This window comes from Stenotrophomonas sp. PS02298 (assembly GCF_029959445.1).
In the GTDB taxonomy this organism is placed as follows: Bacteria; Pseudomonadota; Gammaproteobacteria; order Xanthomonadales; family Xanthomonadaceae; genus Stenotrophomonas.
This window is the reverse complement of sequence record NZ_JASCOR010000040.1, coordinates 1-14,993: the sequence shown is the minus strand read 5'-3', so window position 1 is coordinate 14,993 and position 14,993 is coordinate 1. Positions and strand designations below refer to the sequence as shown.

The window sequence follows — 14,993 nt, the reverse complement described above, 5'->3', positions numbered from 1 at the left end:
CTTGGGTAAAGGCCGGCGCGTTTTCTGGCGACGACGGTTGCCTGGAACCGCCGCCTCAACGTGAGGCGGCGATGATCTGCGAAGGCGCAGCGTTCCAGATCAGCCCTGCGTTGTCTGCCAGATGGGCGAACACGCGTTCCAGGTGCTTGATGCGGTGCGGCTGGCCCATCACCCACGGATGGATGTTGAGCGCGAGCAGGCGACCCTGTCCGCTGCGCTGCGCTTCCTCCAGCAGGAAATCGCAGGCATCGACCATCTGGTCCGCATACTCGGCCTCGGCATGCAGATTTTCGCCGACGATGAAGCGATCTTCCAATTCCAGTGACAACGGCAGTGCGGTGAGCGGGCCGTTGGCGGTCTGGAAGGGGTAGGGCAGCTCGTCGTTGATCCAGTCACCAAACCACTGCAAACCGGCCTGTTGCAACAGTTCCGGGGTGTTTTCGGACTGCGATCTGGCCGGTGACAACCAGCCCTGGATGGGGCCGTCCGAATACGGGGCCAGCGCGGCCAAACTGCGCTGGATGTATTCAGCTTCGCGCGCCGGGTCCAGCCCGCCGTAGTGCACGCTGTCCATGTTCCAGCCGTGCGCGACCAGCTCGGCGCTGCGCGCCTTGAGCCGACGCAGCAGGGCTGGGTAGCGCTCGGCCAGCTCGCCGTTGACCGCGGCGCTGGCGCGCAGACCGTACTTTTCCAGCGCATCCAGTACGCGGAACACGCCGACCCGGTTTCCGTAGTCGCGCAAGGTGTAATGGCGCAGGTCCGGGTAGGGCATGACCATTGCGCCGTGCGGCTTGAAGCCCTCGCCCTTGGGGTTGAGCGGGAAGTGCTCCAGGCTCAGGTTGATCCACAGCGCCAGCGGCTTGTCGTCGGGCCAGCGTACGGCCGGGCGCTCGGCCAGCATCGACCAGCTGTAACGCGCATGGTCCATGCCATGGCGCAGCTGCGGGTACTCCAGGAAGCTGCGATCCAGGCTCATGCCGCGTCCTCCGCATTGATCGCCGCCATCGAGGCCAGCGCATCGTCGTAGTGCTTGTCCAGATAGTGTTGGGCGATCTCGCGGCCGGTGGCCTTCCACACCTTGTCGTGGCTGCAGATGTAGTCCATCGCATCGTGGAAAGCGGCCAAGCGGTGCGGGTGGCTGACCTGGTAGGCGTGCAGCGGCACGCACATCACCGTGCCGGAGTTTTCGCCTTCGGCGTACAGGCGGTCGAAGGCGTCCTTGATCATCTGCCCGTAACGGCGCGGCTCGATCTTGTTGGTGACGTAGACGATGGTGTCGTTGAGCTCCAGCGAGTACGGCACCGACACGAAGCGCTTGCCCGAGCGGGTTTTCACCGGCGTTGGCTGGTCGTCGTGGAACAGGTCGCAGGCATACAGGCCACCGGCCTCGGCGAACAGGTCGATGGTGGCGTCCGAATGCGACAGCGCCGGTGCCAGGTAGCCATCGCAATGCTGGCCGGTGTGCTCGGTGATCAGCGCCATCGAATGCGCGATCATCTCCCGCTCCTGCGCCTCGTCCATGCCGTAGGTGTAGCGGGTGTTGTAGATGCCGTGGCTGAAGAATTCCCAGTTGCGCTCGGCCGCCATCTGGATCACTTCCGGATGGTGCTTGAGCATGGCTGTGGACAGCGATACCGAGCCGCGCAGGCCGTACTGGTCCATCACCCGCATCATCCGCTGGTGGCCGACGCGGTTGCCGTAGTCGCGCGTGCCATAGCCCTGGATGTCGGGCAGCGGACGCGGCCATGGTTTGCGCTGCGGGTTGGCCGGCGGTGCGTACTCGTAGAACTCGATGTTGGGCGCGATCCACAAAGCCACGCGCGCACCGCCCGGCCATTCGATCTTCGGCCGACTGTCATAGGGCCAGTAATCAAACAGACCGGGATCGGACTTCGGCGCGGCGCTCATGCGCGCAAGGCCTGCAGCTGTGCGGCCACGTGCTCGACCGATTCCACGTCGCCGTACTTGAGCATGATGTCGCTGAGGTTGGCGAAGTGCGGGATCTCGTGCTTGTCGGCCACGCATTCTTCCGGGACGATGCTGCGGTAGCCGCGCGACAGGCTGTCGATCACGCAGGCGCGGATGCAGCCCGAGGTCGATCCGCCGGTGATGATCAGCGTGTCGATCTTGTGGAAGGTCAGCAGCGACCACAGGTTGGTTTCGAAGAACGGGCTGGCCATGCGCTTGTGCATGACGATGTCGCCCGGCTGCACATCGGCGCGGTGGTCGAACTGGGCGCGCTCGGAGCCGTGCTTGATGTTCTGCAGCGAGTCCGGCGTGTTGGTGCGGGTGCCCCAGGTGCCGGCGTCTTCGCCCGACTCCAGGTACGCCACATAGGTCCACACCACCGGCAGGCCGAGCGCGCGCACCTGCGCCGACAGCGCATTGATGTGCTCGATCTGGCGCGGGTCGGTCTCATACGCGGTCTTGAACGCGGCCAGGTCGGTATAGGCGCGTTGCACATCGATGTTGACGATGGCTGGGCGCGCACCGAAACCGAACTTGGCGCGGTTGGGGTTGGCCTTGACCTGCTCCCAATACTGGCGGGCGGTGAGGTTGGACGTTTCCATCACGGGCATGGGCTCTCTCCGTTGCAGTAGTGGGGATCAGGTGGCCGAGACGCGCGACCGTTCGTCGCGCACCAGCGTTGCGGCCAGCAGGGCCAGCACGATCAGCGCGCAGATCAGGCTGAAAGCGATGTGGTAGCTCTTGGTGATATCGAAGATCTTGGCCGTTACCCAGATGCCGAGGCCGGCGGTGGTCGCATCGAGCAGGGTGATGGTGCCGAGGATCTTGCCGGCCGAGCCCAAGCCGAAGGCGTTGACCGCCAGCAGCTGGATCATCGTGTACAGCCCACCCCAGCCAAGCCCGAACAGGGCCAGCGAGTACCAGATCAGGTCGGCGCGCATCGTCGCCAGGATCAAAGCGCCGGCGGCCATGATGCCCAGGTTGACCAGGAACACGCGCTTGGCCGGCAATACATCGGCAAGGAAGCCGAAGATGAACTTGCCCACCATCGCCAGCCCGAACATCAGGCCAAGACCATTGCCAGCGGTGGCCGGCTCAAAGCCGAGGTCGCGCATGTGCAGGAACAGGTTGGACGCGACCGCCATGATCGAGAAGAAGGTGGTCATCGCCACGAAGGCCAGCACCCAGAAGGTGCGGGTGCGCATCGCCTGCTGGTAGCTCAGGTCGGGCAATGAGGACGCTGCAGGCTTGCCGGCGGCTGCCTTGGCGGCCAGGGTGTCAGCGCCCCACGGCTGGATGCCACCCGGGCGCGGGCTGCGCACGAACAGGAAGGCCAGGATCAGGAAGCCCAGTGGAATCGCTGCTTCCCACAGCAGCGCGGCGCGCCAGTCCATGCTCTGCATCAGCTGCACGCCGAGTTTGGGGAACACCATGCCGCCGAGGCTGGTACCGACCAGGGCAATGCCGATCGCGGTGCCGCGATGGGTGGCAAACCACTGCGAGACGAAGATCACCGCCACATTCAGGCCGGCGGCGACCAGCACCGCGGCAAAGCCGACGTGGATCCAGTACAGGTGGGCCAGCGAATGGATGTGTGCATAAGCCGCATACAGCGCCGCCAGCAGCGCGATGCCGGCCAGCACCAGCTTGCGCGGGCCGACCTTGTCGATCAGCGCACCCAGGAACGGCGCCATCCAGCCGGCCAGCACCAGGGTGATCAGGTCGCGCAGCTTGAGCTCGCTGCGGCTCCAGCCGAAGTCCTTGAGCAGGGATTCGTCGAAAGCGGTCAGGCCGGTCACGGTCAGGCCGTTGGAGACCAGCAGCACCAACATCCCCATCAACGCCATCAACCACGGGTAATAACGCTTCAACTTCATCGACGCACCTCAAGAGTTGGGTTACGGCAGGTAGATACGCCGGTGGGGGATTTCCGCCGCCGACGTTGACCGGGAGCGGATGGCATGCCTACACTTTGTCCGGACAAAGTGTGCCACAGTCTTTTACCCGGGAGGAAGCCATGCAAACCGTGATCGTCCTGTTCAACCTCAAAGCCGGCGTCAGCCGTGCGGAATACGAGGCCTGGGCGCGTGCCAGCGACCTGCCGGTGGTCAATGCGTTGCCGTCGGTGGAGAAGTTCGAGGTACTCAAGGCCAGCGGTCTGTTGATTGGTGAAGGCAGCTCCCCGTACGACTACATCGAGCTGATGCGCATTCCGGACATGGCCGACTTCGGCGCCGACCTCGCCGACCCGACCGTGCAGGCCGGTGCAGCGCAGTTCCAGCAATACGCTGACAATCCGTTGTTCATCCTCACCAGCGCGCTGTAAGCGCACAAGGAACATTGGTCATGGCTCGTTTCCCCGAATTGCAGGGCAAGGTCGCACTCATCACCGGCGCTGGTCGCCGCGCCGGCCTGGGCGAGGGCATTGCCCGCCGCCTGCTGCAGGAAGGCTGCAAGGTGGTGCTGACCGACATCGGCCAGGTGCGTGGCGCCGAGATGCCGGTCACTGCGGTCGGTACCGACGAGGAGCTGGCGCAGGTCGCCGCCGAATTGGCTGCCAGTACCGGTGGCGAATGCGTGGCGATGGCCCTGGATGTGCTGGAAGAGGCGCAGGTGGAGGCGGTGGTCAAGGCCACGGTCGAGCGCTTCGGCCGCCTCGACATACTGGTCAACAACGCCGGCATCGGCTATTTGATGAAGTCGCTGGTCGACATCGATGCCAGGGAATGGGACGCGGTGCTGGGCGTGAACCTGCGCGGTGCCTTCCTGGCCATCAAGCATGCCGGCCGGCAGATGATCGCCCAGGGTGGTGGCCGCATCGTCAACATCGCTTCGCAGGCGGCCAAGTCGGCGTTCCCGCATGCAGCGGCTTACTGCTCGTCCAAGCATGGTCTGGTCGGCTTGACCCGCGTCGCGGCGCTGGAGTTGGGAGCGCATGGAATCAACGTCAATGCGGTGTGCCCGAACCATGTGACCACGGGTCTCGGGGCTTGGCAGAACGAATATTTCGCCGAGAAGCAGGGCAAGAGCGTGGAGCAGTACCTGGCGGACATGCGTGCGCGCATTCCGGCAGGGCGCGCGGGTCTGCCTTCGGATACGGCCGCAGCCACGGCGTTCCTGTGCTCGGACGACGCGGGTTACATCACGGGTGAGGCAATCAACGTCTCTGGTGGTGAGGAGAACCATTGAGGCAGTGCCGAGCGACCTTCAGTCCGTCGCTCCTGCTGCCGCGGGAACGATGGAACCGAAGCAACTACGAAGTAGAAGCAACGCTGTAAACCCCACCACGCAACCAATAACCGCACCGAGACCACCATGTCCAAACCCGTCTACCAGTGGCCCAACAACGCACGCCTGGCCTTGTCCGTGGTCGTCAATGTTGAGGAGCTGTCCGAGTACAACGTGGGCCAGGGTGACAAGATCACCGAGCCGGTGGACGAGCTGCACGTGACCTTGTCCAAGCCGGTGCGCAATTACGGCAACGAATCCAACTACCGCTACGGCGTCAACGAAGGCCATGCGCGCGTATCCGCGCTGCTGGACAGGTACAACGTCACCAGCACCTACACCGCCGCGGCGGTGTCGTTGGAGCGTGCACCGGAAATCGCCGATTACCTGCGTGGCAGCCGCCACGAAGTCTGCTCGCACGGTCACCGTTGGGTCCACCAGTTCCGCTTCAACGAGGAGCAGGAGCGCCAGTTCATCCGCGACGCTGCCGACAGCATCGAGAAGACAACGGGCGCACGCCCGGTGGGTTGGCTGTCGCGTTACCTGCATACGGCTTCCACCCGCCGGCTGTTGCAGGAAGAAGGCTTGCTCTACCACATGGACGATTACTCAGCCGACGCGCCGTTCTGGGGCGATGTCGACGGCAGTGACAGGCCGATGATCGTTGTGCCGTACCAGCTCGACACCAATGACATGAAGATGTGGGTGGCGCCGTCCTACCTGCCCAAGGACTGGCTGGACTACGCCATCGACAGCTTCGACACGCTGTACGCCGAAGGCGAGCACAGCCCCAAGGTGATGTCGTTGGGCCTGCACCTGCGCATCATCGGCCGCCCGGGTCGTATTGGCGCATTCGAGAAGTTCCTGCAATACGTCGCGCAGAAGCCGGGCACCTGGTACGCAACGCGCCGTCAGATCGCCGAACACTTTGCTTCACAGGTGGCTGCACCATGAGCGCCGCACTGAACAACCCGCGCCGCTGCCTGCTGTTCGTGCCGGGCTCGCGCCCGGAGCGCTACGCCAAGGCGGTGGCCACCGGTGCCGACCAGATCTGCATCGATCTGGAAGATGCGGTTGCTCCGGCGGACAAGGAAAGTGCGCGTGCTTCGCTGTTCGCGTTTCTCGCGGAGGCGCAGGATAGCCGTAGCGAAATCGGCCTGCGCATCAATCCCCTGTCTACCGAACTGGGGCAAGCGGATCTGAAGGCATTGGCGGCGTCAGGCTTGAATCCCGCTTTCGTGATGCTGCCAAAAGTCGAAACCGTGGCCGAACTGCAACAGGCCGATGCAGCACTCGCTGGCATCGACACCGTGTTCATCGCGCAGATCGAAACGCCGAAGGGCTTGCTGGATGCACGCGCGCTGGTCAACGCCATTCCGCGTCTGCAGGCGCTGATGTTCGGTGGCTTCGACTACATCGTCGCGCTGCGTGGTCGTGCCGGCTGGGACAGCTTCTTCCATCCGCGCGTACAGTTGGCGACGATTGCCGCCGAAGCCGGCGTTGGTTGTCTCGACGTGCCCTTCCTCGACATCAAGGACGAAGCCGGCCTGGTCAATGAAACCGACCACGTGATCGACCTTGGCTTTACCGCCAAGGCGGCGATCCATCCGGCCCAGGTCGATCCCATCCAAAGCCGCTACCTGCCAACCGCAGGCGAGTACGAGCGCGCCCAGCGCGTGATCGCCGCCTTGGCAGCCAGCGGCGGCGAGGCCATCCAGCTCGACGGCAAGCTGGTGGATCGCCCGATCGAAATTGCCGCCGAACGCGCAATCGCACTCGGTGCACTCGGCGTACGCGCCGGCTGACCGCAACGCTCCATTGAACGCCTGATCGCCCCCTCTTTGACCAAGCTGCGCCCAGCGCAAGCCCAACCCGCACCAAAAGGACATCGTCATGGTTCAGAACGTCAAGCAGATCTCCGAAAACCGCTTCCGCGAAACCTTCGGCCGCTACTACGAAGAGTTCAATGTCGGCGACATCTACGAGCACCGCCCGGGCCGCTCCATCACCGAGACCGACAACACCTGGTTCACCCTGCTGACGATGAACACCCATCCGATGCACTTCGACAAGGAATACGCCAAGGCCTCGGAATTCGGCAAGGTCATCGTCTGCTCGCCGTTCACCGTCGCGCTGATGGTCGGCATGAGCGTTACCGACGTCAGCCAGAAGGCCGTGGCCAATCTTGGTTGGAGCGAGATCAAGATGACCCATCCGCTGTTCGTCGGCGACACCCTGGTTGCCGAATCGGAAGTGCTGGAAAAGCGCGAATCCAAGTCGCGCCCGGGTGCCGGCATCGTCACCTGCCGTACCGACGGCTTCAATCAGGACGGCAAGCTGGTCTGCACCTTCAACCGCACCATGCTGATCGCAAAGCGCGGCCATTCGGTGGAAGACAAGGTCAATTACTGAGGCGCAATGATGAGCACCGAACAGGAACAGCTGTGGGGCCCTGAGGAAGAGCAGGCGTTGCTGGATTCGATCGACCATTGGGTCGAGAAATCCGTTGCGCCAATCGCCCAGGAATACGATCAGGAGGACAAGTACCCGCATCACCTGGTCGAGGAGATGAAGGACCTCGGCCTGTTCGGTGCCACCATCTCGCCCGAATATGGCGGACTGGGTTTGCCGGCGCGCATCTACGCCAAGATCGTGATCAAGGTGTCGTCGGTATGGATGGCGCCGACCGGCATCTTCAACTCGCACCTGATCATGGCTGCGGCCATCGAGCGCTGCGGCACGGAGGCGCAGAAGCGCAAGTACCTGCCGCGCATGGCCACCGGCGAATTGCGTGGCGCATTGGGCTTGACCGAGCCCAATGCCGGCACCGATCTGCAGGCGATTCGAACCGTCGCCAAGCGCGAGGGCGATCACTACGTGATCAACGGCGCCAAGACCTGGATCACCAACTCCATGTATGGCGACATGGTGCTGCTGCTGGTCAAGACCGACCCGGAGGCGCAGCCGCGCCACAAGGGCATGACCATGTTCATTGCCGAGAAGGGCGAGGGCTTCATCGTCGCCAAGAAGCTGAAGAAGTCCGGTTACCGCGCCATCGACACCTGCGAGCTGGTATTCCAGGACTACAAGGTGTCGGCAGACTGCATGCTCGGCGGCGTTGAAGGCCAGGGCTTCCAGCATGCGGTGGGTGGTCTGGAGTTGGGCCGCATCAATGTGGCGGCGCGCGGCTGTGGCATTGCCGAGGGCGCGCTGCGCCTGTCGGTGCGCTATGCGCAGGAGCGCATGACCTTCGGCAAGCCGATCGCCGAGCATCAGGCCATCCAGCTCAAGCTGGGCGAGATGGCGGCCAAGGTTGAAGCCTCCAAGCTGTTGATCGAGAGTGCGGCCAATGCCTACGACAAGGGCGAGCGCTGCGATATGGAAGCGGGCATGGCCAAGTACTTTGCCACCGAGACGGGCGCCTATTGCGCGCAGGAAGGCATGCGGATTTTTGGTGGCTACAGCTACTCGGTGGAGTACGACATCGAGCGTTTCCACCGCGATGCCATGCTGATGTGCATTGGTGAAGGCACCAACGAAATGCAGCGCATCATCATCGCCAAGCAATTGGTGGCCAGGAACAAGATCTGAAGGCTAAAGCAGACCAAAGCCCCTCTCACAAATGCATCAGACGCAAAGCCCTTCTCCCGCGTGCGGGAGAGGGGTTGGGGTGAGGGCAGATTTACACGCGATGTTTGAAGTCTGAAAGCCCCTCTCCCGCCTGCGGGAGAGGGGTTGGGGTGAGGGGAAGCTCTACGAGCGAAGTCAAAAGCTCCCCTCATCCGCCCTTCGGGCACCTTCTCCCGCAAGCGGGAGAAGGGATAGATCAGAAGCCAAAGCCACGGCAACAGCCAAAGCAACAGCCAAAGCCAAAGCCAAAGCAACAGCCAAAACCAAAGCAACAGCCAAGTAGACGCAGCAGCATCCCTTTACCGCGGTCCTCAACCACCGCGGTGCTTTTTCAAAACCAGAGGCCACACATGAAAGACCTTCCCCTGCAGGGACTGCGTATCCTTGCCGTCGAACAGTACGGTGCTGGCCCCTATGGCTCGATGCATCTGGCCGACCTCGGCGCGGAAGTGATCAAGATCGAATCCCAACCGGGCGGCGACGTGTCGCGCGCCACCGGCCCGTACTTCCTGGGCGAGGGCGACAGCCTGTTCTTCCAGACCTTCAATCTCAACAAGCGCTCGCTGCGACTGGACCTGAAGGCCGCCGAAGGCCGCGAAGTCTTCGAGAAGCTTGTCGCCAGCGCCGACGCCGTGCTCAACAACCTGCGTGGTGACCAACCCGGCAAGCTCGGCCTGGATTACGCCACGCTCAGCAAGCTCAACCCGAAGATCGTCTGCGCCCACCTGTCCGCTTATGGGCGCGACAATGAGCGCGCCGCATGGCCGGGCTACGACTACCTGATGCAGGCCGAAGCCGGCTTCATGGCACTGACCGGTGAACCGGACGCGCCGCCGGCACGCTTCGGCCTGTCCATGGTTGATTTCATGACCGGTACCACGATGTCGATGGGCCTGCTCGCCGCCATCATCGGCGCGATGCGCACCGGCCTTGGTCGCGATGTGGATGTCAGCCTGTTCGACGTGGCCCTGCACCAGCTCAGCTATCCGGCGACCTGGTACCTCAACGAAGGCCACCGCACCGAGCGCCTGTCGCGCAGTGCGCATCCATCCACCGTGCCGTGCCAGGTCTATCGCACCGCCGACGGATGGGTGATGGTGATGTGCATGCTGGAGAAGTTCTGGCAAACCTTCGTTGAAGGCATCGGCAGCCCCGCCTGGGCCGCAGAAGCGCGCTTCGCCAGCTTCGCCGAGCGTCGCCAGGTACGCGAGGAGCTGACCGTGCTCGTCGACGCAATCCTCAGCACCCAGCCCACCGCTTACTGGACACAGAAGTTCGCCGGCCGTATTCCGATCGCGCCGGTACTGGATATCGCCCAGGCGCTGGATAATCCCTACGTGCGTGATGTCGGCATGTTGCAGGACGTTGAACATGCACAGGGCACGCAACGCCTGCTGCGCAACCCGATCAAGCTCGATGGCCAGCGGCTGAGTGGCAATGCCTGCCCGCCGCTCAACGCCGATGCCGATGCATTGCTGCGCGAGCTGGGCTACAACGATGCAGACCGCGCGCGCCTGCTCGGCGCATGAGGCAACGGAGTCGAAAATGAAACTCGAAGGTGTACGCGTACTCGATCTGTCGCTGTTCCTGCCTGGGCCGCACCTGACCATGGTGATGGCCGATCACGGTGCCGACGTGATCAAGATCGAGCCGCCCAGTGGTGAGCCGGTACGCGAGGTCGGACTGAAGCAGGCCGGTGTTTCCACCTGGTTCCGCAATACCCATCGCGGCAAGCGCTGCATCGTGCTGGATCTGAAAAGCACCGATGGCAAGGCCGCTTTCGCCAGGTTGGTCGAGTGGGCGGATGTGGTGGTGGAAGCGTTCCGGCCCGGTGTGGCCCAGCGTCTTGGTATCGACTATGCCAGCTGCAAGGCGATCAATCCGAAACTGGTGTACTGCTCGATCAGCGCCTTCGGCCAGACCGGGCCCAAGGTCAACCGGCCCGCGCATGATCTCGCCATGCAGGCCGACACCGGCGTGGTCAGCCTGAATCGCGCGCCGGACGGCACGCCGGCGATGCCGCATATGCCGGTGGCCGACATGGCCGGCTCACTGATGGCGCTCAACGGCATCCTGATGGCCTTGTTCCGCCGCGAGCGCACCGGCGAGGGTGACTACATCGATCTGTCGATGCAGGACGCCTTGATGGCGTGGTTGCCGAACGTGCTGGGCCCGCCGTTCGCACTCGGCCGCGATCCGGTCATCAAGGAGGAGCGCAGCTGGGGCGGCAATGCGCTGTACAAGCTGTACCGCTGTGCTGACGACCGCTGGATCGCACTCGGTGGTGCCGAGCACAAGTTCGCCGAGAACCTGTTGAACGCGCTCGGGCGCGCTGATCTGATCCATCTCTGCCATCTGCCACCGGGCAGCGGTCAGGACCCGGTCAAGGCTTTCCTGGCCGAAACCTTTGCCCGCCGCACCTTGGTGGAGTGGACGCTGTTCCTGCACGACATCGACGTGTGCTGGGCACCGGTCAAAACGCTGACCGAAGCCTTCAATGATCCGCATACACGTGCGCGCGAAATGGTCTGGACCGATGCACAGGGTGGCACCCACCTGGGCATACCGATCAAGTTCGCCAACGAGCCGGGGCGTATCAATCCGCAGCTGGACGAAGTCGGTCAATCCACCGCAGCCGTGCTCGCCGAGCTAGGTCTCTAGCAAGCTGCAGGACCCGCTCCCTCCCTTGCGCAAAGCGCAGGGGAGGGTTGGGGAGGGGTAGCTCTTGCCTCAAGCACCCCCCCCAAAAAAACTCAGGCGTCGCTACCAATATCGCTGGTCTCATCAGTCACGCTGGCCGCATGACGGCGGCGCTGCGCGATCTGCCGCGACTTGGCCTCGATGGCCTCATTGTCGCGCTTGTTCTTGCGGTACAGCGCATAGCCAATCAAGCCCAGGCCAACAGCCGCAACGGCAACGGTAGCGGTGGGGTTGCGCTTGGCGACGCGGGTGACGGCACGGCCGCCGGTCTTCATCGCACCAATGGCGGCACCGGTCTTGAGCCATTCGGCTGCGCTGGAACCACCGTGCTTGATGTTGCCACCGGCGCTGTTGACCAGTTCCAGTGCACGCTCCAGTGCCGGGCCGGTGATATCGCTGAACTTGCTCATGTGGGGACTCCATGTAGATGAGGGCCAGACCCTCATTCTTACCAGAGGGCCGTGTACGGGATGTTAGCCGGGAAGGGTTGAGCGTTGTTGTGGAAGGCTGAAGCTGAAGTAACGGCAACGGCAACGGCAACGGCGAGCGTCAAAAGCTACCCCTCCCCAACCCTCCCCTTGCCTGCGGCAAAGGGAGGGGGCGGGTCCTGGCAACCTGACAAAATGCAGCGCCGCCGCTTTGCCCCCTCCCTTGCGCGCAGCGCAGGGGAGGGTTGGGGAGGGGTGCTCTCGCTCTTGCTTCTGCTTTTGCTAAACCCCAAACCCCAATCAAGTCCCCCGAGGCTTCGCCCTATGCGTCGCCGTAGCGCTCCACGGATCATCCGGCCACGGATGCCGTGGATAGCGCCCCTTCATTTCTTTCTTGACCTCGGCATAAGTGTTCTGCCAGAAATTGCGCAGGTCACCGGTCACCTGCAAGGGCTTTCCACCCGGCGACAACAGGTGCAACAGCAAGGGCACGCGACCATCGGCAATACGCGGCGTATCGGCCAGGCCAAACAGCTCCTGCAACTTCACCGCCAGCACCGGCGGGCGCGGGCCGACGCCGTCGTCATCCAGCGCGTACTCGATGCGTCGCTCCATCCCCGAAGGCACGCTGATACGCGTCGGCGCATGACGATCCACCAGCTGCCGCTTGCTCCAGTCGATGCCGGACTTCAGCGCTTCGCCGAGCTCTTCCTCGGACAGGGCTTCCAGGCGTGTCTTGCCGTTGAAGGCTGGCAACAGCCAATCGTCCAACGTCTCCAACAGCGCCGCATCGGATAAGTCGGGTAGTTCGAGCTCCGGCATCCAGTGCCGCAGGCCCATCACCCGCCAACGCAGCTGCTGCAGGTTCTCGGTCCATGGCAAAGCATCCAGGCCCAATTCGCGTACCGCATCGGTGAGTGCACGTGCGGCGCGTGCTGGGTCCACCTGTCCTGCCGGGCGGCTGTCCAGCACGATGCGCTCGAAGCTGCTTTCACGACGCGCTTCCAGTGCGCGCTTTGCGCTGTTCCAGCGCACCACGTCCTGGGTCTTGAAGCGGTTGGGGAAGTCACGGCGCAGGCGTTGTTCATCCACCGGTGCCGCTCGCAGGATCAAGGCATCGCGTGGATCGTGGCGTAGCTCGCTGATCACCAGCCACGGCTCGCCACGCAGATCGCTGTTGTCGAACTGGCGTGCGCTGCGGCCATTGGCCAGCTGGTAGCGCTGCGGGTCGTTCGGGTGCTGGGTGGCGATGCGATCGGGGAAGGCGTGGGCGAGCAGGTCGCCGAGTTCATGCGCTTCGATATCCGTTGGCGGCGCGGTATCGCAGCGCAGGCGGCGGCGCCATTGCTTGGCGGCCGCGTCGATGGCGGCCAGTCCGCCACGATTGGCATCGAATGGTGCGCGGCCATTGCGGAATGCTGCCAGTGCACGCCAACGCGCGGCCAGCGCATCACCGCTCTGACGCAGCGGATCACGTGCCTCCAACAGTGCTGCAAGGTCTGCCGCCAACGCCTGCTCGCGCGGATTGCCTGCAGACAGCAGCATCGCCGCCATACGCGGATGTGTACCCATTGACAGCATGCGCTTGCCCAGCGCGGTGATGGTGTTGTCGGCGCTCAAGGCGCCCAAGCGCTGCAGCAGTTCGCGCGCGGCCGACAAGGCGCCGCTGGGCGGTGGATCGACGAAGCGCAGATCGTCACTGCCCCAGGCCGCCAGTTCCAGTGCCAGACCGGCCAGTTCCACCTGCGCCATCTCCGGACGTCGCTGTGGCTCCAGCCGCTGTGATTGCGGCCACAGCCGCCACGCCCAACCGGAAGCAACGCGGCCGGCACGACCGGCGCGCTGGTCGGCAGAAGCCTGCGAGATGGCCACCGCATCCAGTCGCGAGAAGCCGCTGTTGGGGTCGTAGCGCGGCTCGCGTGCCAAGCCGGCGTCGATCACCACCCGCACGCCGGGCAGGGTGACCGAGGATTCGGCGACATTGGTGGCCAGCACCACCCGGCGGCGGCCGTCGGGACCGGGCTGCAGCACACGGCTCTGTTGTTCGATCGGCAGCTCGCCGTGGAGGGGGAGCACCTCATATCCTTCTCCCGCCGGGAGAAGGTGGCGCGCAGCGCCGGATGAGGGTGCGGGCGAAGCCTCGTGCAATTGGACCGTGCGGGTGGCTGCGCCACCTACCCTCTCCCCAACCCCTCCCCCGGAGGGGGAGGGGCTCAGAGCGGCCTGCACCCGCGCTATCTCCCGCTGCCCCGGCAGGAACACCAGCACGTCGCCAGGATGCTCGGCCAGCGCCTGTTCCACCGCGCGCCGGGCCTGGGCTTCCAACGTCTCGTCGCGCCGTGCCGGGAAATGACTTATCTCCACCGGATAGCTGCGGCCTTCGCTGGACAGCCGCGGCGCATCCAGGAACTGCGCCAGCCGTTCACCATCCAGCGTGGCCGACATCACCACGATGCGCAGGTCGTCGCGCAGTTGCGATTGCACGTCCAGCGCCAGCGCCAGGCCGAGATCGGCGGACAGATGGCGCTCGTGGAATTCGTCGAACAGCAGTGCACTCACGCCCTCCAGCAGCGGGTCGTCCTGCAGCATGCGGGTCAGGATGCCTTCGGTGACCACCTCGATGCGGGTACGCGCCGAAACCTTGTTCTCGAAGCGGATGCGGTAGCCGACGGTTTCGCCGACCGGTTCGCCCAGCTGCTTGGCCATGAAGGTGGCGGCACTGCGCGCGGCTACCCGGCGCGGTTCCAGCATGATGATCTTGCCGCCCTGCAGCCACGGCGCATCCAGCAGCGCCAACGGCACCTGCGTGGTCTTGCCGGCGCCGGGCGGTGCTTCCAGCACCAGCCGCGTGTGCGCGGCCAGCTGCTGGAGGATGTCGGGGAGCAGCGGAGTGATGGGGAATGCTATTGCCATTGCAGCATTGTAGAAGCCGCGCGCTAGATGCGTCGCTGGCAACCGTAGCCCGGGTAAGCGCAGCGCACCCGGGGCTCTGCGCATGGCATCCGACGAATCCGCGAAACGCCCCCGGGTGCGCTGCGC

General features: G+C 64.2%; 14 protein-coding genes. 8 read left to right on the top strand and 6 right to left on the bottom strand.

Features of this window, described 5'->3' with window-relative positions; all coding sequences use genetic code 11:
- Positions 1-55: 55 nt before the first annotated feature.
- The 4 genes from QMX78_RS08230 to QMX78_RS08215 are packed head-to-tail and all read right to left on the bottom strand — an operon-like array spanning position 56 to position 3,845.
- Complete coding sequence (locus tag QMX78_RS08230) at positions 56-976, bottom strand: polysaccharide deacetylase family protein (RefSeq protein WP_282268326.1); 921 nt, start codon at positions 974-976, stop codon at positions 56-58.
- Complete coding sequence (locus QMX78_RS08225) at positions 973-1,908, bottom strand: polysaccharide deacetylase family protein (RefSeq protein WP_282268323.1); 936 nt, start codon at positions 1,906-1,908, stop codon at positions 973-975. Before QMX78_RS08225 ends, QMX78_RS08230 begins: the two co-directional genes overlap by 4 nt.
- A complete protein-coding gene (locus QMX78_RS08220; RefSeq protein ID WP_282268322.1) occupies positions 1,905-2,579 on the bottom strand; it encodes an isochorismatase family protein in 675 nt (224 codons plus the stop codon). The genes QMX78_RS08225 and QMX78_RS08220 overlap by 4 nt, the downstream gene beginning before the upstream one ends.
- A 27-nt stretch (positions 2,580-2,606) precedes the next feature.
- Entirely contained in the window at positions 2,607-3,845 is a 1,239-nt protein-coding gene (locus tag QMX78_RS08215; protein WP_282268321.1) for an MFS transporter, read from the bottom strand.
- 140 nt (positions 3,846-3,985) lie between these two features.
- On the opposite strand from QMX78_RS08215, the gene QMX78_RS08210 reads away from it, so the two are divergent.
- The 8 genes from QMX78_RS08210 (at position 3,986) to QMX78_RS08175 (ending at position 11,487) form a co-directional block, all read left to right on the top strand.
- Positions 3,986-4,294, top strand: coding sequence for a hypothetical protein (locus QMX78_RS08210; protein WP_282268320.1), 309 nt, complete (start codon positions 3,986-3,988; stop codon positions 4,292-4,294).
- Between the two features lie 20 nt (positions 4,295-4,314).
- Complete coding sequence (locus QMX78_RS08205) at positions 4,315-5,157, top strand: SDR family NAD(P)-dependent oxidoreductase (RefSeq protein WP_282268319.1); 843 nt, start codon at positions 4,315-4,317, stop codon at positions 5,155-5,157.
- A 126-nt stretch (positions 5,158-5,283) separates the two neighbouring features.
- Entirely contained in the window at positions 5,284-6,150 is an 867-nt protein-coding gene (locus QMX78_RS08200) for a polysaccharide deacetylase family protein (RefSeq protein WP_282268317.1), read from the top strand.
- Complete coding sequence (locus QMX78_RS08195) at positions 6,147-7,001, top strand: CoA ester lyase (RefSeq protein ID WP_282268315.1); 855 nt, start codon at positions 6,147-6,149, stop codon at positions 6,999-7,001. The genes QMX78_RS08200 and QMX78_RS08195 overlap by 4 nt, the downstream gene beginning before the upstream one ends.
- Before the next feature lie 88 nt (positions 7,002-7,089).
- Entirely contained in the window at positions 7,090-7,608 is a 519-nt protein-coding gene (locus QMX78_RS08190; protein WP_057634054.1) for a MaoC family dehydratase, read from the top strand.
- A gap of 9 nt (positions 7,609-7,617) precedes the next feature.
- Positions 7,618-8,787: an acyl-CoA dehydrogenase family protein gene (locus QMX78_RS08185; protein ID WP_282268305.1), complete on the top strand. Its 1,170-nt coding sequence runs from the start codon at positions 7,618-7,620 to the stop codon at positions 8,785-8,787.
- A gap of 389 nt (positions 8,788-9,176) precedes the next feature.
- On the top strand, positions 9,177-10,355 hold the full coding sequence (locus QMX78_RS08180) for a CoA transferase (RefSeq protein WP_282268303.1): 1,179 nt from the start codon (positions 9,177-9,179) through the stop codon (positions 10,353-10,355).
- A 16-nt stretch (positions 10,356-10,371) separates the two neighbouring features.
- On the top strand, positions 10,372-11,487 hold the full coding sequence (locus QMX78_RS08175) for a CoA transferase (RefSeq protein WP_282268301.1): 1,116 nt from the start codon (positions 10,372-10,374) through the stop codon (positions 11,485-11,487).
- Between the two features lie 92 nt (positions 11,488-11,579).
- Here QMX78_RS08175 and QMX78_RS08170 read toward each other — a convergent pair whose 3' ends face one another.
- Positions 11,580-11,936 carry a hypothetical protein gene (locus QMX78_RS08170; RefSeq protein WP_282268299.1) on the bottom strand — a complete coding sequence of 119 codons (357 nt, stop codon included), beginning with the start codon at positions 11,934-11,936 and terminating at the stop codon, positions 11,580-11,582.
- Between the two features lie 318 nt (positions 11,937-12,254).
- Positions 12,255-14,867 (bottom strand): ATP-dependent helicase HrpB, encoded by a 2,613-nt coding sequence (hrpB, locus tag QMX78_RS08165; RefSeq protein WP_282268295.1) that lies wholly within the window; start codon positions 14,865-14,867, stop codon positions 12,255-12,257.
- Between the last annotated feature and the right edge of the window lie 126 nt (positions 14,868-14,993).

What these genes read in the sequence shown, in the direction of transcription:
- QMX78_RS08230 (WP_282268326.1), bottom strand. Translation starts at nt 976, where the DNA reads ATGAGCCTGGATCGCAGCTTCCTGGAGTACCCGCAGCTGCGCCATGGC.
- QMX78_RS08220 (WP_282268322.1), bottom strand. Translation starts at nt 2,579, where the DNA reads ATGCCCGTGATGGAAACGTCCAACCTCACCGCCCGCCAGTATTGGGAG.
- QMX78_RS08175 (WP_282268301.1), top strand. Translation starts at nt 10,372, where the DNA reads ATGAAACTCGAAGGTGTACGCGTACTCGATCTGTCGCTGTTCCTGCCT.
- QMX78_RS08170 (WP_282268299.1), bottom strand. Translation starts at nt 11,936, where the DNA reads ATGAGCAAGTTCAGCGATATCACCGGCCCGGCACTGGAGCGTGCACTG.
- QMX78_RS08215 (WP_282268321.1), bottom strand. Translation starts at nt 3,845, where the DNA reads ATGAAGTTGAAGCGTTATTACCCGTGGTTGATGGCGTTGATGGGGATG.
- QMX78_RS08200 (WP_282268317.1), top strand. Translation starts at nt 5,284, where the DNA reads ATGTCCAAACCCGTCTACCAGTGGCCCAACAACGCACGCCTGGCCTTG.
- QMX78_RS08205 (WP_282268319.1), top strand. Translation starts at nt 4,315, where the DNA reads ATGGCTCGTTTCCCCGAATTGCAGGGCAAGGTCGCACTCATCACCGGC.
- QMX78_RS08190 (WP_057634054.1), top strand. Translation starts at nt 7,090, where the DNA reads ATGGTTCAGAACGTCAAGCAGATCTCCGAAAACCGCTTCCGCGAAACC.
- QMX78_RS08195 (WP_282268315.1), top strand. Translation starts at nt 6,147, where the DNA reads ATGAGCGCCGCACTGAACAACCCGCGCCGCTGCCTGCTGTTCGTGCCG.
- QMX78_RS08210 (WP_282268320.1), top strand. Translation starts at nt 3,986, where the DNA reads ATGCAAACCGTGATCGTCCTGTTCAACCTCAAAGCCGGCGTCAGCCGT.
- QMX78_RS08225 (WP_282268323.1), bottom strand. Translation starts at nt 1,908, where the DNA reads ATGAGCGCCGCGCCGAAGTCCGATCCCGGTCTGTTTGATTACTGGCCC.
- QMX78_RS08180 (WP_282268303.1), top strand. Translation starts at nt 9,177, where the DNA reads ATGAAAGACCTTCCCCTGCAGGGACTGCGTATCCTTGCCGTCGAACAG.
- hrpB (WP_282268295.1), bottom strand. Translation starts at nt 14,867, where the DNA reads ATGGCAATAGCATTCCCCATCACTCCGCTGCTCCCCGACATCCTCCAG.
- QMX78_RS08185 (WP_282268305.1), top strand. Translation starts at nt 7,618, where the DNA reads ATGAGCACCGAACAGGAACAGCTGTGGGGCCCTGAGGAAGAGCAGGCG.